This is a genomic window from Microcoleus sp. S13C4, from assembly GCF_036700865.1.
In the GTDB taxonomy this organism is placed as follows: domain Bacteria; phylum Cyanobacteriota; class Cyanobacteriia; order Cyanobacteriales; family Microcoleaceae; genus Microcoleus.
In genome coordinates this window covers 34,280-49,625 of sequence record NZ_JAUBPS010000043.1, presented here as the reverse complement: position 1 = coordinate 49,625, position 15,346 = coordinate 34,280, and the positions used below count along the sequence as shown (strand labels likewise).

Genomic DNA, 15,346 nt, shown 5'->3' with positions numbered 1-15,346 from the left:
TCCTTCCCTTTGTTTATTGAATTCTGGCTTGGGTGAAGTTAGCACCCGTATAACCCGTTGTCAGCCAAAGAATAGCCCTAGCGCCGTCGCGAAGAGCTTTTTCCATTGGTTCGGGGGTTCGACCAGACGGAACTGCCACAGGCTTAAAGCTAATGCCTCGACTGCCGAGCACGATTTCGCCGATAATCTGAGCTCGCCGCATATGATCGTCAGAAGTGATCAGATACACGCTCTCAATCCCTTGAGCTTTCAATTCATCTACCAGCGTGGTAAAATTTGTTACCGTATCCACCGCTCTGTAGTCTAAGTGCAGGCGATCGGACTCAATTCCCGCTTCTGAAAACACCCATTCCGCGAACTCGGGATTGCTCCCAGAGGACACCCAAATCGGCAATTCAGGATGAACCCGAGCAAATTTGGCGGCAAACACCTCTCGCTCAGTAGCCCCACCTAGAACTAACACAGCTTGGGGTCTCTGAAATTCGCTCTTAACCTGCTGATAGCCAAACCAACACGCCATTAAAAGCCCTACTAGGAACCAAAAACTGCGTAAAGTGTTCAAACGCTTGTAACGCTGAGTGTTTGAATGGATTCTTAACCACATCTAAACCTATAAAAATTTTATGTAACTGACAAAGGAACCATAACAAAAAATACCGCACGTATAGCCCACTAACAGGAATTAAAAATTAAAAATTAAAACAGGGTCTGGGGATCATAGGATTTTAGATTTTAGATTTTAGATTTTAGATTGACTCTACGCTGATGTTGGGGGCTTAAACGGGAGATTTTAGATTTTAGATTTCAGAGGGACTCTAGAGAGAGAGGTTCTGCGTAAGCCCTCGTCTTCCAGCAAGTATTCGTCTGTGGGCGAATTCGTTAGCGGATATACAAAAAAGAGGGGCAAAACTTAAGCTTTCCCCTCCTGCTTTTAATTTTTCTTGATTTTTAACGGGACTGGCCGGGTTCGAACCGGCGGCCTAGCGCTTCAGATTTGTGTGAGTTTCCCCACTCTCTGGACTATACCTTCACCATAGGCTTGCGGCCTTTAGGTGGTGACCGTCTAGTCTCTAAACCTTCCTGATTTCAATATAGGCAATTCTTTAATCGCCCTGAACTCAGGCTTGGCTTGGTATTGCCTTAGAGTCATAGGAACCCATGAACTCTTTAGGTTTCACCAAATTTGACCACATTCACTCCCAGAGTTTCCTCGCAGGGTGCCCGATTCTTCAGGAGGCGCTTGCTCTATCCATCTGAGCCACAGCCCCAGTTGCTAAACCGTTTTGATTATAGCAGTTAATGTCGATTTTGAATTTTTTATTTTGGATGATTAGCGATCGCCAGTTGCCAGTTTCGCAGCGATGCGGGCAAAGTTTTCTGCCGCGGTGAGTTTACCAGCACCGTAACAGGCGCGCTGCCTCCAGGCGGTGACAGGGAGATGTCCGGGGGGAGCATTTTCGTTGAACGAGAGCTCGCTGTAATATTTCCAATTTTCCTTGACTCGCCAGCCGACTCGATCGCAAAATTCAGTATAATTTGCCTCGGTACTTACCCAAATCTGCTGCTGCACGCTCAACCCAAACTGCCCGCTGCTGTATTGTTGCCAAAGTTGGTCGATCGTGCGAAGGTCTGTAGGAGGAAAACTGTCAATATCGGCTGCACTCAGCCAGCCTTCGTCTTCCCTAACAGCGATTTGCAGCAAGATTTCCCAAGTGTGTTCGTCAGCTTTGCGCCATTTTCCGGTTTCTAATAGCTTTGTCAGTTGCCGGTAGTCCATCCCCACTTCAGAGACAGCCGGAGTTTTGTCAGGTATGGCGCCGATTTTGTCTTCCAGTCGCAGTAGAGTGCTGACAATCAATTCGGGGTTTAGTTGTTCGAGGCGATACAAAACCCATTCTAACTGAGATTGAAGGTACGTGCGGGCGATCGCACCTTGCTGCATTTCGCCCTGCAACTCATCAAATTTTGCTGACCAATCTTGTTGATTGCGGGCCACTTCCCACATTTGTTTTGCCCACTGCAATCTAACTCGTTCTTTTTTTAAATAAGTTTTGGAAGGCTTAGCACGTTGCGGGTAGGGAGTCACATCCCAGCCGCAAATCGAGCAAAACTCTGCTTTGTCTTCTATGTATTCAGCACCGCACACTGGACAGTTAGACATATTGCCATAAATTCCGTTGCGAAGTAATTATATGACATCCGGTAAATTAACCATAATTCGATTAGGTGCTTATGGCGCACCCTACAATTACAACTTATCTGTAGTAATGTGCGCCTTTCGTACCCCAAAGTTAGAGTTAATTATACCGCTCTAACAAGGCAAGCGAATTGTAAACAAACTGCCTTTGCCCAAGTCTGATGTTACCTCGATCGTGCCGCGGTGAGCTTCGACTATTTGGCGGCAGAGGTGTAATCCCAAACCTGTACTGGATCTCTTGTGAGTTCCCGGGCCAAACCTTTCAAATAACTTTGCTTTTTCGGTGGGAGAAATGCCGGCGCCGGTGTCTTTGATTTCTATGATTACCCATGCCAGCGGTTGGTTTTTGAAGCTAGTATAAGCAGGCGAATTCGCAGCTTTTAAGCTGACATCTATTGAGCCGCTGTCGGTGAATTTAATCGCATTTCCGATTAAATTTGTCATCAAGCGGTGCAGTTCCAGACGATCGCCCGGATACTTCGCAATCGGTGCACTTTCTGCACTTTCGGTCAAGTCTAAATTTACCGACAAGCTTTTAGCATCGGCTAAGGGAGCGAGTTCTTCAGCTACCTCAGTAATAAGCTGGCGCAAGTCAACGGGAGCGAAACTTAGGGATTTGCGGCCTGCTTCATAGCGGTAGACTTCCAGCAGCATATTTACCATCGCGATCAGGTTTTTGTTGCTGCGAACCATCGTCCCGAAAGCGTCGCGCATGGGAAGCGAAATGTCTCCCAAAGCTCCCTGCTGCATTAAAGTTAGCATTCGATCGGCTGCTACCAGGGGCGTCCGCAAGTCGTGAGCGAGTCGAGAGACAAAATCTTCGCGCTGCAGGGCGATCGAATTGCGCTCGTCTACGCTGTGTTTTAGCCGCAAAAGCGATCGAACCCTCGCCAGCAGTTCGTCCATTTCGACTGGTTTGCGGATGAAATCGTCTGCTCCCATGTCCAATCCCTGGACTACGCTCGCACTGTCGTGAGCCGTGATTAACAAAATCGGGATAAAGGGCAATTCCTTATTTTGTCGCATTCGCTTGGTGACTTCATAACCGTCCATTCCCGGCATCATCACGTCTAGCAGTACCAAATCCGGGGCTGACTTGTCAATTTGACTCAAGGCAGAAAAGCCGTTTTCTGCAGTGCTAATTTCGTAACCTTCTTCTTCTAGGATTGTCTGTACCAATAAAACATTATCTGGTGCGTCGTCTACCACCAGAATGCGATCGGCTTTTGTGGCATTCGGAACAGATAAATAATTCATTTAAGTGACTGCAAACAAATACTAAACTTTAATCTCGCATCCGATTTATGTTTTCACATTTTTACACTTATTAACTCTGTCATAAGGAAGATTTCAAATCTTTATGCAATCTTTTTACTTTTCAACACTCGGATGTAATATAATCTACTACTTGGTTGTCATCCTATGCACGCCGTCCCAATCATCGGACGGGGGTACTTCCAAATAGCTCAGGGATCGGTCGAGGTGAACTTCCACAGGTCGATCGCTCGGTCGCATTGCTAAAGCCGCTTCAAAATAACTAATAGCTTTCTGAAAATTTCTAGCAATATAAGCCTCCCTACCGTTACTGTAAAGTTCCATAAACCGAAGGGTTTCCCCGTCGATGGGTTCAGAACTATTTTGCAACAACTCGTAAATGCCCACCGGCTGATTTTGGCCCTTAACCCGCACCTTGTCCAACTCTCGCACCCAAATCCGTTCGCTGCACAAACTGTATGTAAATTCGCTCAAAATTATATCGCACCCGTACTCCTTTGTAAGCTGTTCCAATCGCGAACTCAAGTTCACCGCATCCCCGATTACCGTGTAATCCATCCGCTTTTGGGAACCAATATTTCCCGAAACCACCTCTCCGGAACTAATCCCAATTCCGAAGCGAAACGGAACTTCGCCGGGGCGAGAATAATTAAACTCTTTCAAACGCCGGCGCATATCTAAAGCCGACTGAACCGCCATCCAACCGTGACTTTCCGGGGGATTCAGCGGCAGGGGCGCGCCGAACACCGCCATTAAAGCATCGCCGATAAACTTGTCTAAAGTGCCTTCGTGGTGGAAAACCGCCTCCACCATCGTCTCAAAATATTCGTTTAGCAGGGATACCACCTGGGACGCTCCCAGATTTTCGGTCAGCGTGGTGTAGCCGCGAATGTCGGAAAATAAAATAGTCACTTCTTTGCGTTCGCCCACCATCATGGCGCCTTCACCCAAGGCCATCACTTTATCTACGACTCCAGGAGTCAGGTAGCGGTACATCGTATTTTTCATCCGCTTTTCGCGGCTGATGTCTTCGAGTACCACTAAACCGCCACGCACGCCGCCCTCTGGATTGATCAGCGGGTTGACAGTCAAATTCAAACTACGTTCAATTAGTTTAATTCGAGAGGCGGGGATGGGCAGTGGACAATAAGGGTGATAAAGGGCAGAATTCCGCAGCGAAAATAGAGATTGGGCATTAGCTAATTCTGCCAACGCTACTTCCTCAGTCCACGCGCTGTTTTCGCCCCAAGCGTAATATAAATTAGGGTCATTGCGATCGGGCACGGCCAAAATATAACTTTCTTCTTCTTCTTCTTCTTTTTGTTGTTGGGAATTTAGCGTTTTTTCCACCAACAATCCCAAAGTTAAACTTTGTTCGGGAACGTAATGTCTGGCAGCATTTTTGAGACTGTCTTCTAGTCTAAATTGCAAATTGTCGATCGGCACAACTTCCCAAACATAGCGATTCACAAGTTTATCTTCCCAAATCTGGGGATTTTGTTTGCTTTTAGCTTGATTTACCGGACAGCCCAACAATTCTAGGGCTGCTTCGTTGATCGTCACAACTCGCCCCTTCAAATCCGTGGAAATCACTGCATCAGAAAGACTTTGCAGCATATCTTTCTGATACTGCTTTTCCACCATCACGTTTTGAAACAGTTGAGAATTTTGCAACGCCATTCCCGCTTGGGAATTAAACGCTCGCAAAAACTCTTCGTCGGAAGGAGTGAAAGTACCTTGGTTCTTATTAATTAGCTGAGTTACCCCGATCAGCTCACCTTTAGCGTTATGCACCGGCATACACAAGACCGTCCGAGTGCGGTATCCCGTTTGCTGGTCTGTAGAGGGGTCAAAGCGCGGATCGTCGTAAGCATCTGTAATATTTAGAGGTTGACCAGTCGAAGCCACGTAGCCAGCAATTCCCCTATTCGCAGGAATACGGATTTCCATCATCGTTTTGCCGTCAGCCTTAGCGACTTTTGTCCAGAGTTCGTTAGTCTCCCGATTTAACAAAAATAGCGTGCTGCGATCGGCTTGCATCAAGTCGCGAGCTTGATCCATGACAGAGCGCAAAGTTGTTTCCAAGTCAAGACTTTGACCCAAAGTCGTGGTGGCTCTCAAAAGTGCGGCAACCCCTCGCTGGTTGCGGGCGACGACGTAGAAAGACTGACAGCTTTCGAGAATAATCCCGATCGAATCTGCAAAAGCCTGGAACTGCTGTTCGTCTTCCTCGCTAAAGGAGACATTGCCAGCTTTATTTAACAGTCTGACCACCGCTACGGGTTCATGTTGGCTCTTGCTGCTAAAAATCGGCATACAGAGGATGGTCTCGATCTGATAGCCCGGTGGTTCGTCTACTTCGGAATTAAAATGCTCGTGCGATCGAGCTTCGGTGACATTGATCGATTTTCCGGTTGTTGCTACGTAGCCTAAAATGCCTGCATCCATCGGCAAGCGTACTTCTACATCCTCGCCCGTAAGTGGATCGACTATTTTGTGCCACAGTTGATTTTTGTTGGAGTCAACCAAAAAAATTGTTGTCCGGTCTGCTTGCAGAATCTGACCAATTTTAACAGTGAAGGCATCTAACAGTTGCTCTAAGAGAGTTTCGAGTGCTTCATTGTTAATCAGGTCCATCGCCCGGATAAATTGCTGAAATTCAGCCGTGATAAAGTCCAGCAGGCAGACTAATTCAGGAACTGGCAGGCTCTTAACACGGGAGGTCAATGCCCCCATAAAATTGACTTGAGTCAGTGTAGCCAGAACGCTACCAGTATTGGAGAATGTCATGATTAACTGCTTGCTCAGAGGGGTAAACTGACGGCAGGTTGAGCCGCGCTAGATTCGGCGGCGGTGCAAACTCTTGGATTTGTTTGCAAGCGCGTCGGCACTCGCTTGCCGTTTTGATGAATCCTGAGTTCAAAAGTGGCGCACGCAACTTCAGTTTGCTTGTTATGTATGCTCGATCGATCTTTTTTACAACCTGGATACTGATGAGGGTTCGTCAATTAAAGCTGAACTTGAGTTCGGAACCGTATCCGCCGGAAAACTAGCTCCCAGACTTTTGTTCGATCAAGAGTGCAAGGTAGATTTGACACTCTGTGCTCGGCGGCAGCGCGGTGTGACTGTTTTAGCGCACTCGGCGACCGTATCCGGTCAGGTAAAGGGCGCTATGAAAGCAGCGCGCGAGGCATTCCTACAGAGCTACTCATAGTTTAATGGTAAACGCAACAGCAGGATAACGACGGTAATTTATGCAGCAAAAAAGTTTGATCAATCTTTGAGGACATCCCTCCTCAGTACCAACTGACGATCGAACAGCGAAGCTAAGTTGGCGGTGATGTTTAAAGGTGCTACAGATCCTGACATTTAGGCCGCTCTGGGCACAGACTGGGCAAACACCACTGATTGATAGTACCGCTGGAGTTGTGCGGCGGCGGCGGCCCAACCCCAGCGTTCGGCTTCTCGGCGAGCGTTATGGCGCAGGGTTTCCCGTTCTTCAGGATTCGCAAACAGACGCTTGGTGGCAGCGAGTGCTCCTTCTTCGTCGGCGGGGTCAAATAAATATCCGTTAACACCGTCGGTGACGATATCCGGAATTCCGCCGCTGCGCGCCGCCACTACGGGCGTCCCCGCAGCCATTGCTTCTAGGAGCACTAAGCCCAAGGTTTCGGTGCGGGAGGGAAAAATGAAGGCGTCGGCCGATGCGTAAGCTCTGGCGAGTTCTTGCCCCTTGAGGTAGCCGACAAAATTAGTGGGGGTGCCGGCAAAATATTGTTCAAGGGTTTGCCGATGCGGGCCGTCTCCCACTAAGGCGAGGCGGGCGTCGGGAATCGCTGCGAGGACTGGTTTGATGCGTTCGATTTCTTTTTCTGCACCCAGGCGACCGACGTACAGCAGCAGGGGACTGTCTGGGTTATTTTCAGAAAGGCGCGATCGCATTTCTCGACTTGCCAATTCCGGGACAAACATTTCAGTATCTACACCCCGCTGCCACAAATCTACCCGATCGATCCCGTGGTTTCTGAGTTCTTCCACCATTGCTGTAGAAGTACACAGATTCAATTCTGCTTGGTTGTGAGCTCCCTTGAGCAATTCCCACAATAAAGGTTCGAGAACTCCGAAACCGTAGTGGTGCAAGTATTTGGGCAAATGCGTGTGGTAAGAAGCCAAAATCGGAATGTTGAACTTTTTGCCGTAATATATACCGCCCAATCCCAAAATAGCGGGATTGACAACGTGAATAATATCCGGTTTAAACTGCTCTAATTGGCGACCGACAGCCGGAGAAGGAAGTGCCATTTTCAATTCCGGGTACATCGGCAAAGGCAAACCCTCCACACCGTAAACTCGGGCGCCTTTGTATTCTTTAATCCCGTAATCTGGAGAAAATATCAGAACTTGTTCGCCCGATCGCTGCAAGTGATCTACAGTGTGAATCAGGCGCGTCACAATGCCATCTATTTTTGGCAGAAATGTCTCAGTGAACAGAGCAATTTTCATAAAAATAAGTTATTTAGGGAGCCGATAATCCTACCCTGCGGCCAAGGTCATCGGTAACAGGATACACTGTCTCGCGGGGAGCTAAGTCATTGCGTGCGATCGGCTGCTTTTCTACACTTCTTCTTTCTGTTGCACTATCGCTAATTCCGAGCGAGAGGTTTTTGGGATAAAATGCCAATTCCCTGAATGCCAATTGATATAATTATCCCACCTCAAAGCCATCCCACACTTTCAGCCAAGCAATTAATTCTGTGAATTTCCTGTGCTGTTCCGGCAATTTATCTTGCTTTTTAAGTGGCTGATAAGCCTTCGCTAACTCGGCGCTAATTGTGATAACTTGCCGTTAATGCAGCCCATTCCGATATTAAATAATCAGCACAAACTGCACTCGCTGAAAATCCCGGCCGAACAACCAAAAGCCACAGAACAAAAATGTGACTTTTCACGGTTTTATTCCCAAAAAGCCAGCCTTAAAAACCTTATGCCATTTTGCAACTAAGCGCAGAGGACGCAGAGAACACAGAGCAAAAGATCAAAAAGATAGATATGAAAAAATTAATCTACAAAGAAATCCCTTCTAAACTTGCAAACATTTCTCCTCTCTTCCCTTCTTTCCTCTTGCTTCGCGCCCTTCGCGCCTTCGCGGTTCGTTAAAAAATCTCTTACCCGCAAATAGATACCAGAACTTACTTCCAAGAAACCTTCGGCAAAATCTGGTTTTTATCGACACGATGCTGATATTTCGTAGCAAAATTCAGCAGAGAATCGAGCAGGGAATCTGAGAGATAGTGCGGTTGCAAACCGAGGTCTAGCAAATTGGTGTTTTTGGCATTGAAATAATGTTCTTCTTTCTCGACTCTGGGATTTTCGATGTTGTTGATTTCTACTTTTAATCCCATTGCCATGCCTGCTTTTTGCACCAAGGAGGCTAAGTCGCCGACGCTGAATAGTTCGGTGAATTGGTTGAAGACGCGGAATTGTCCGGCTTCGGCGGGGTTGGCGATCGCTAATTCCACGCACCGCACGGTATCCCGAATGTCCAAGAAGCTGCGGGTTTGTCCGCCTGTGCCGTAAACTGTCAGAGGATGACCGATCGCAGCTTGGATGCAAAATCTGTTCAAGGCCGTACCGAATACTCCGTCGTAGTCCAAACGGTTGATCAACAGTTCGTCCATGCCGGTTTCATCTGTGAGCACGCCGTATACTACGCCCTGATTTAAGTCGGTGGCTCTTAAACCCCAGATTTTGCAAGCAAAATGGATGTTGTGGGAGTCGTGGACTTTTGACAGGTGGTAGAAACTGCCTGGTTGTTTGGGATAGGGTAGTGTATCCTTGCGGCCGTTGTGTTCGATCGTAATGTAGCCTTCTTCAATGTCAATATTCGGCGTGCCGTATTCGCCCATTGTCCCCAATTTCACTAGGTGACAATCGGGGAAGTCTTCGCGGATGGCGTACAGCAGGTTGAGTGTCCCGACGACGTTATTGACTTGGGTGAGGACTGCGTGTTCGCGATCGATCATTGAGAAAGGTGCCGAACGCTGTTCGCCGAAATGGACGATCGCCTCTGGTGCAAATTTTCTCATGCTTTTGCTGAGAAAATCGTAGTTGGTGATGTCACCGACGAACAAGTCGATCGACTTGCCCGTTAAATCTTGCCATCGCTGGAGTCGTTGCTGAATCGGTGCGATGGGAGTGAGGGTGTCGCTGCACAGTTCCAGATCCCAGTGCCGCCGCACGAAGCTGTCGAGGATGCCAACTTCGTAACCCTTGTTAGAAAGGTAGAGTGCGGTTGCCCAACCGCAATAGCCATCGCCACCAATAACCAGGACTTTCATAAATCAACGGTGAATCTTGCTTGCCAATACTGGGTTAATGTATCAGGTTATGGTGCATTCTGAACCTTTAATCAAGCGTGTTCGCCCAGGAGGGACTCTGTTTTTTTGGATTAAACCGAAATTTCGTCGGCGAAACTGGCACGGCGGGTGAATTCAAAGGGGCCGGCCTGGGCTCCCCAGACGTGGGCATCGGTTTCGGGGTCACGTCCGCGATCGTGGCTAATAAATTTGTCTTGGTCAATCTCGAATTCGCTGTCTAGATAGGTTTTTTTGCCCTTTCTGACGACCATGCAGCCTTTTCCGGGTTCGACAGACCCTTTGAAGCTGTTGCCCGTCCACTGCGTAATAAAGGTGCAGCCGGGAAGCAGTGTCAGTTGTGCTTTTTTGATTTCTTGCAGCCGTTGCGGGTCGCGGGCAGCGCCGTAGAATTGTTCTTCGTTTTCTATGGCATAATTTTCGATGTCGATTCGATCGCCCACCGGGACTAATTTCAAAACTCGGACTCGGTACGGTACATTCAGTTCAATATCGTAGGCTTGTTCTAGGTACAAGCTGATCCCATCCAGAACTTCTACGGGCAAAGGTCTCATGCAGACGCGGATGTGGGCGAAGAATGGCGGATTTTCAAAGGCTTGGGCTTGGTTGCTGAAGTCGGCTGCCATCCAGCGGGCGAGGGTGACGATATCGGTGGAATGAGTCATTTCGATTTTAGATTGTGGATTTTAGATTTTGGATTGAGGGAGTAGAAATTATTTTAGGGGAAATTCAGGTGCGATCGCACTTGAGATCCCTGACTTCTTAAATCAGTCGGGAATCTGGGTATTCTGTTTTTTCCAGGTGGGCTTACTTATCGGGAAATCATGAAATTACAAGCAGTCGAATCTAGCATGATCGAAGCTGTAGGTTATGACGAAACCACGTCTAACCTTGAGGTTATTTTCAATAGTGGCAAAACCTATCGATACTTTGAAGTCCCCAAGACTGTCTACTTGGAACTGATGGAATCTGATTCCAAAGGTAGTTATATGCTATCTGACGTTATTGATTGTTTTCCCTATGAACAAGTAAAGAAACGGCGACGATAAGTACGGAATTAATATCTGCTTGCGATACTTCTCATTTTGCAGGCGAATAAACCTCAGATTTAGCGTTATTCTCAAGGTATTGCTGATAAGCTACCTCTATTTAATGATTTTCTTCATCTTCTAGAGCATTGGGGAATCGAGCGATTTTAGATTTTAGATTTTAGATTTTAGATTGAAGCATTAACCCAATTACTTTGGGTCACATATTAAATTAGCCAATGGTAGCATCCAGTTATATGAAACAAAGTATTTGCGCCGTCAATCTACAGATAAACCTAGAGATTTTTGGCGCAAATACTTTATCTAACTGATACTTTTGCCAGAGATTAAATACTCTGGTTCAGACATCTAAATTAGCAAATTAGATGAGTTTGACAGCCCGCAGACCAAACATCAGCACTGTCGCCAAGCCGATCATGCCGCCAAAAATCCCAAAATAAGTTATTGCTCCGCTAAGACTCATTGCAATTTCTCCAAAATAATCAATAAAAAGACCTATAAGAACTATAATCTAAAATCTAATATCTAAATTAGATAAATATGCAATCCATAATTAAAGTTGACTTGGGGCCACAATCTTACAATGTTTGCGTGCGATCGGGCGGCTTAGACGAACTCGGCAGTCTGATGGGCGATCTAAGTTTGGGCAAAAAAGTCCTGCTGGTGTCGAATCAGTCGATTTTTCGGCAGTACGGCGAAAGAGCAACGGCAGCCCTCGAATCGGCCGGTCTGGAAGTCAGTAGCTGCATTTTACCACCGGGAGAACAGTACAAAACTTTAAATTCGGTGCAGAAAATTTACGGTGCGGCTTTGGCAAACCGTTTAGAACGTTCCTCGACAATGGTGGCTTTGGGCGGCGGGGTGGTTGGCGATATGACTGGTTTTGCTGCGGCGACTTGGCTGCGGGGAATTAATGTCGTGCAGGTTCCGACTTCGCTGCTGGCGATGGTTGATGCTTCTATTGGCGGCAAAACCGGGGTAAATCATCCTTTAGGGAAGAATTTAATCGGGGCTTTTCACCAGCCGCGTTTGGTGTTAATTGACCCGGATGTACTCAAAACTCTGCCGGCGAGGGAGTTTCGTTCGGCGATGGCGGAAGTTATCAAGTACGGGGTGATTTGGGATGTTGAACTTTTCGAGAAGTTGGAGAAGTGCAAGCGTTTGGATCAAATGCGCTATGTGAAGGCGGATTTGTTGGCAGAAATTTTGAGCAGGTCTTGCCAAGCTAAGGCTGAGGTGGTAAGCAAAGACGAGAAGGAATCGGGTTTGCGGGCGATTTTGAATTACGGACACACCATCGGTCATGCTGTGGAAAGTTTGACCAATTACAAGGTGATCAATCACGGGGAAGGAGTGGCAATCGGCATGGCTGCGTCAAGCCGATTGGCTGTGGAGTTGGGAATGTGGGACGCTGAGTGCGATCGCCGCCAGTCTGCTTTGATTGAAAAAGCGGGTTTACCTGCCAAATTGCCGGCGGGTGTGGATGTTGAGGAAATTTTGCATACTTTGCAACTGGATAAAAAGGTGCAGGATGGCAAGGTGCGGTTTGTTTTGCCAGTGCGCTTGGGTGAGGCTGCTGTGAGCGATCGGGTGGATGGGGATTTGATTATACAAGTTTTGAAGGAAATGCTTTAGATTCTCGTTTTTGAGGTTGTTTAACCGCCGGTGAACGCCCATTAACGCCGATCGCCAAAGATGTTTTTTCTTTCAATGTGCGATCGGCGGTTGAGTTTAGGAACCGCTCGACCGCGAATTAATTTCCTCCAAAATTTTATCGACTCTGTTAGCCGATTGAGTTCTGCCTTGCTTGATAAATAACTCCTTAGCTTTTGTGAGGCTGGCTACTGCCTCCGCTTGGTTTTCCTTGTCGCCTTGCTGGTACAAACCGACTCCTAAATTATTTAAAGCATCGGGATATTGATCGTTAATTTTAACGGCTTGTCTCCACTGAACAATTGCCTCGGGTAACTGCCCCTGACTTGCCATCGCCACGCCTAAATCGTTGTGAGCTTTGGCGTGCTGCGGGTTGACTTCAATTGCTTTTTGGAATAGAACGATCGCATCGCTCATTTTACCTTGCCCCGACAGCATAGTTGCCAACTTGTAATAAGCATCCGCTTGTTTGGGATAGCGAGCGATTAGTTGCCGGTACAAAGCTTCGGCATTAACAGCATTTCCTTGACCGTAAAGGTCGTTGGCAGTTCTCAAACCCACTATGTAGCCTTTACCTACAACTTGGCACTTTTTCTCGGAGTTACCTTCCTGCTTGCAAATCCTGAGTTCGTCTCCCTTCATTTCGTAGGACATAACTTCTCGCACTGCCGGCACTCGGCGCGGGGGCTGCAAGTTCTGCGACTGCAAGTTTTGCGAGAGTTGCAGGGCGATTGTCTCAGCTTGTGCCGGTTGACCCGCTGCTGCATTGCAGACTCCAGCACCCACCAAAATGCTTGGGGCAATCCACCTCAAAGGTTTGAACCAGCGAAACTCTCGATCGTTTTTCATGTCTTTTGTGGAAACGTGTTGTTGATATCCTGGGTTTCACTAGCGCTGTAAGAGTCGGAGCCGATGGGGCCCACCCGATGAAATAGTTAGTTATTAACAGTCGAGATATTTTAGCACTGTGTGGCCGAGTTTGAGTTAAATTAGAGTAGAATTCCGATCGATTCTCAGTCAACCTTAGCAGGAAAATAGAAATGGGGCAGTCTATTCTTACCATGCTCTTTGCGCTCATGCTCGGCTACGCTGTTAACTCAAGCGTCAAAATAGTCAGCGGTGGCGACGAAGCTTTAGTGGAACGTTTGGGTCAATACAAGCGCACTCTAAAGCCAGGATTCCACTTTATCAGTCCCCTGGTCGAAAAAGTCGTCTGCGTGGACACAAGCCGTGAAAGAGTTTTAGACATTAAACCTCAGTCAGCAATCACGGGAGATAATGTGGCTCTCGAAGTCGATGCCGTTGTGTATTGGCGGGTTGTGAATTTACAGAAAGCTTATTATGGAATCGATCAAATTGAAAATGCGATCGCCAACTTAGTTTTAACGACGTTTCGCGCTGAAATTGGTCGATTGCCAATGCAAGACATCTTGGGTTCCCGAGATGACATGAATAAAAAGTTACTCAAGAAATTGGACGAAGCTACCGAAACTTGGGGTGTCAAAGTAATTCGGGTGGAAATTCAAAGCATTACACCTCCTAAAAGGGTGCAAGAAGCTATGGAATTGGAGCGCGCTACTAAGAGCGAGTGGCAAGCAATGGTCAATAAGGCGATCGGCACTAAGGAGTATATGAGGCTCTTAGTTGAAGCTTTAGACTCCCATCCAAATAGCAAGCAAGTTTTGAATTACTTAGTAACCGAAAAATACTTGGACGCTCAACAAAAACTCGGCGAGAGCGACAATGCCAAAATTTTGTTTATGGACCCGAAGAACATGACAGAAGCTCTGAACAATTTGATGGGTTCTATTCCGGACGTGACGCCTCATTCTGAGGCTCAGGAAATGAAAGTTATCGATACTCAAACTTCTCAAGATTGATTTCTGAAGATAGCGTCGGCAACCAGACAAACATCGTACATTTCTTTGACATCGTGAACTCGCAAGATATCTGCCAAATTTGCGATCGCACCTGTACAAGCCGCCGCTGTCCCCCAAACTCTTTGTTTCGCTTCTGGCTGATTTAAAATGTGTCCGATGAAGCTTTTGCGAGACACTCCGACTAAAATCGGACAGTTTAAAGAACGAAATTTTGGCAACTCGCGCAAAATTTCTAAATTCTGACTGTAAGTTTTAGCAAAGCCAATACCGGGGTCGATAATTATTTGAGATTTGTCAACTCCTGCTGCTACGGCTGCCGCAATTCTACTCTCTAAAAATTCCCTAATTTCCCCAATTAAATCGCTATAATCTGTAAGTTTTTGCATCGTCTGGGGAGTTCCCCGAATGTGCATCAAAATTATTGGTACTTTTAATTTAGCAACAGTTGACAGCATTTCTGAGTCAAACGTTGCTCCCGAAATATCGTTAATTATATCAGCGCCCGCCTCAACCGCAGCTTTCGCAACCTGCGCTCTGGTAGTATCCACAGAAATAGGAACTGAGCCAAAAATATCCGCTTTTTGCCGCAGTATTTGTACGAGAGGTATAACGCGATTGATCTCCTCTTCTAAAGATATTTCCGCTGCACCGGGCCGCGTAGATTGACCGCCAATATCAATAATATCTACACCGGATTCTACCATATTTTCCGCTTGCGCTAAAGCAGATTCTATGGTATAGAAATCTCCGCCGTCGCTAAAACTGTCAGGGGTAATATTTAAAACGCCCATTAAATAAGTGCGTTTTCCCCACTCGAAAACTTTATTTCTAATTGTAATTTTTTTGTTATTTATCATATCAACTCATCAGTCGGCGATTGAAATTGATTCTTGTCAAACGAAGTATCTCTCTAAAAGA

Annotated in this window: 14 protein-coding genes; 3 read left to right on the top strand and 11 right to left on the bottom strand. The window is 46.9% G+C overall.

Annotated elements, in window-relative coordinates; genetic code table 11:
• Nucleotides 1-13 precede the first annotated feature (13 nt).
• The 8 genes from QT996_RS18530 to QT996_RS18495 form a co-directional block, all read right to left on the bottom strand.
• Entirely contained in the window at nucleotides 14-604 is a 591-nt protein-coding gene (locus QT996_RS18530; protein ID WP_333048212.1) for a YdcF family protein, read from the bottom strand.
• 726 nt (nucleotides 605-1,330) lie between these two features.
• Complete coding sequence (locus QT996_RS18525) at nucleotides 1,331-2,161, bottom strand: GUN4 domain-containing protein (protein WP_333048211.1); 831 nt, start codon at nucleotides 2,159-2,161, stop codon at nucleotides 1,331-1,333.
• A 150-nt stretch (nucleotides 2,162-2,311) separates the two neighbouring features.
• The gene (locus tag QT996_RS18520; protein ID WP_333048209.1) at nucleotides 2,312-3,454 is read right to left on the bottom strand and encodes a hybrid sensor histidine kinase/response regulator; all 1,143 of its coding nucleotides are present in this window, start codon (nucleotides 3,452-3,454) and stop codon (nucleotides 2,312-2,314) included.
• 147 nt (nucleotides 3,455-3,601) lie between these two features.
• Nucleotides 3,602-6,262: a GAF domain-containing protein gene (locus QT996_RS18515; protein WP_333048208.1), complete on the bottom strand. Its 2,661-nt coding sequence runs from the start codon at nucleotides 6,260-6,262 to the stop codon at nucleotides 3,602-3,604.
• A gap of 579 nt (nucleotides 6,263-6,841) precedes the next feature.
• Nucleotides 6,842-7,975 carry a glycosyltransferase family 1 protein gene (locus tag QT996_RS18510; protein ID WP_333048207.1) on the bottom strand — a complete coding sequence of 378 codons (1,134 nt, stop codon included), beginning with the start codon at nucleotides 7,973-7,975 and terminating at the stop codon, nucleotides 6,842-6,844.
• A 13-nt stretch (nucleotides 7,976-7,988) separates the two neighbouring features.
• Complete coding sequence (locus tag QT996_RS18505) at nucleotides 7,989-8,168, bottom strand: hypothetical protein (RefSeq protein ID WP_333048206.1); 180 nt, start codon at nucleotides 8,166-8,168, stop codon at nucleotides 7,989-7,991.
• Between the two features lie 493 nt (nucleotides 8,169-8,661).
• Nucleotides 8,662-9,810 (bottom strand): NAD-dependent epimerase/dehydratase family protein, encoded by a 1,149-nt coding sequence (locus tag QT996_RS18500; RefSeq protein ID WP_333048204.1) that lies wholly within the window; start codon nucleotides 9,808-9,810, stop codon nucleotides 8,662-8,664.
• 110 nt (nucleotides 9,811-9,920) lie between these two features.
• Nucleotides 9,921-10,511, bottom strand: coding sequence for a chromophore lyase CpcT/CpeT (locus QT996_RS18495; protein WP_333048202.1), 591 nt, complete (start codon nucleotides 10,509-10,511; stop codon nucleotides 9,921-9,923).
• A gap of 159 nt (nucleotides 10,512-10,670) precedes the next feature.
• Here QT996_RS18495 and QT996_RS18490 point away from each other — a divergent pair, with 159 nt between their 5' ends.
• Nucleotides 10,671-10,895: a KTSC domain-containing protein gene (locus QT996_RS18490; RefSeq protein ID WP_333048201.1), complete on the top strand. Its 225-nt coding sequence runs from the start codon at nucleotides 10,671-10,673 to the stop codon at nucleotides 10,893-10,895.
• 361 nt (nucleotides 10,896-11,256) lie between these two features.
• On the opposite strand, the gene petL is transcribed toward QT996_RS18490, so the two are convergent.
• Nucleotides 11,257-11,358 (bottom strand): cytochrome b6-f complex subunit PetL, encoded by a 102-nt coding sequence (petL, locus tag QT996_RS18485; RefSeq protein WP_333048199.1) that lies wholly within the window; start codon nucleotides 11,356-11,358, stop codon nucleotides 11,257-11,259.
• Nucleotides 11,359-11,435: 77 nt separating this feature from the next.
• Between petL and aroB the strand changes: the two genes are divergently transcribed.
• Nucleotides 11,436-12,530, top strand: a complete 1,095-nt coding sequence (gene aroB / locus QT996_RS18480; protein ID WP_333048198.1) for a 3-dehydroquinate synthase — start codon at nucleotides 11,436-11,438, stop codon at nucleotides 12,528-12,530.
• 96 nt (nucleotides 12,531-12,626) lie between these two features.
• On the opposite strand, the gene QT996_RS18475 is transcribed toward aroB, so the two are convergent.
• Nucleotides 12,627-13,397 (bottom strand): tetratricopeptide repeat protein, encoded by a 771-nt coding sequence (locus QT996_RS18475; RefSeq protein WP_333048197.1) that lies wholly within the window; start codon nucleotides 13,395-13,397, stop codon nucleotides 12,627-12,629.
• A 212-nt stretch (nucleotides 13,398-13,609) separates the two neighbouring features.
• Here QT996_RS18475 and QT996_RS18470 point away from each other — a divergent pair, with 212 nt between their 5' ends.
• Nucleotides 13,610-14,428 (top strand): stomatin-like protein, encoded by an 819-nt coding sequence (locus tag QT996_RS18470; RefSeq protein WP_333048196.1) that lies wholly within the window; start codon nucleotides 13,610-13,612, stop codon nucleotides 14,426-14,428.
• Here QT996_RS18470 and folP read toward each other — a convergent pair.
• Nucleotides 14,419-15,285 (bottom strand): dihydropteroate synthase, encoded by an 867-nt coding sequence (folP, locus tag QT996_RS18465; RefSeq protein ID WP_333048195.1) that lies wholly within the window; start codon nucleotides 15,283-15,285, stop codon nucleotides 14,419-14,421. The two genes, QT996_RS18470 and folP, sit on opposite strands and share 10 nt — an antisense overlap.
• Nucleotides 15,286-15,346 lie beyond the last annotated feature (61 nt).

What these genes read in the sequence shown, in the direction of transcription:
- QT996_RS18495 (WP_333048202.1), bottom strand. Translation starts at nt 10,511, where the DNA reads ATGACTCATTCCACCGATATCGTCACCCTCGCCCGCTGGATGGCAGCC.
- aroB (WP_333048198.1), top strand. Translation starts at nt 11,436, where the DNA reads ATGCAATCCATAATTAAAGTTGACTTGGGGCCACAATCTTACAATGTT.
- QT996_RS18530 (WP_333048212.1), bottom strand. Translation starts at nt 604, where the DNA reads ATGTGGTTAAGAATCCATTCAAACACTCAGCGTTACAAGCGTTTGAAC.
- QT996_RS18500 (WP_333048204.1), bottom strand. Translation starts at nt 9,810, where the DNA reads ATGAAAGTCCTGGTTATTGGTGGCGATGGCTATTGCGGTTGGGCAACC.
- QT996_RS18510 (WP_333048207.1), bottom strand. Translation starts at nt 7,975, where the DNA reads ATGAAAATTGCTCTGTTCACTGAGACATTTCTGCCAAAAATAGATGGC.
- QT996_RS18470 (WP_333048196.1), top strand. Translation starts at nt 13,610, where the DNA reads ATGCTCTTTGCGCTCATGCTCGGCTACGCTGTTAACTCAAGCGTCAAA.
- folP (WP_333048195.1), bottom strand. Translation starts at nt 15,285, where the DNA reads ATGATAAATAACAAAAAAATTACAATTAGAAATAAAGTTTTCGAGTGG.
- QT996_RS18520 (WP_333048209.1), bottom strand. Translation starts at nt 3,454, where the DNA reads ATGAATTATTTATCTGTTCCGAATGCCACAAAAGCCGATCGCATTCTG.
- QT996_RS18525 (WP_333048211.1), bottom strand. Translation starts at nt 2,161, where the DNA reads ATGTCTAACTGTCCAGTGTGCGGTGCTGAATACATAGAAGACAAAGCA.
- QT996_RS18490 (WP_333048201.1), top strand. Translation starts at nt 10,671, where the DNA reads ATGAAATTACAAGCAGTCGAATCTAGCATGATCGAAGCTGTAGGTTAT.
- QT996_RS18475 (WP_333048197.1), bottom strand. Translation starts at nt 13,397, where the DNA reads ATGAAAAACGATCGAGAGTTTCGCTGGTTCAAACCTTTGAGGTGGATT.
- petL (WP_333048199.1), bottom strand. Translation starts at nt 11,358, where the DNA reads ATGAGTCTTAGCGGAGCAATAACTTATTTTGGGATTTTTGGCGGCATG.
- QT996_RS18515 (WP_333048208.1), bottom strand. Translation starts at nt 6,262, where the DNA reads ATGACATTCTCCAATACTGGTAGCGTTCTGGCTACACTGACTCAAGTC.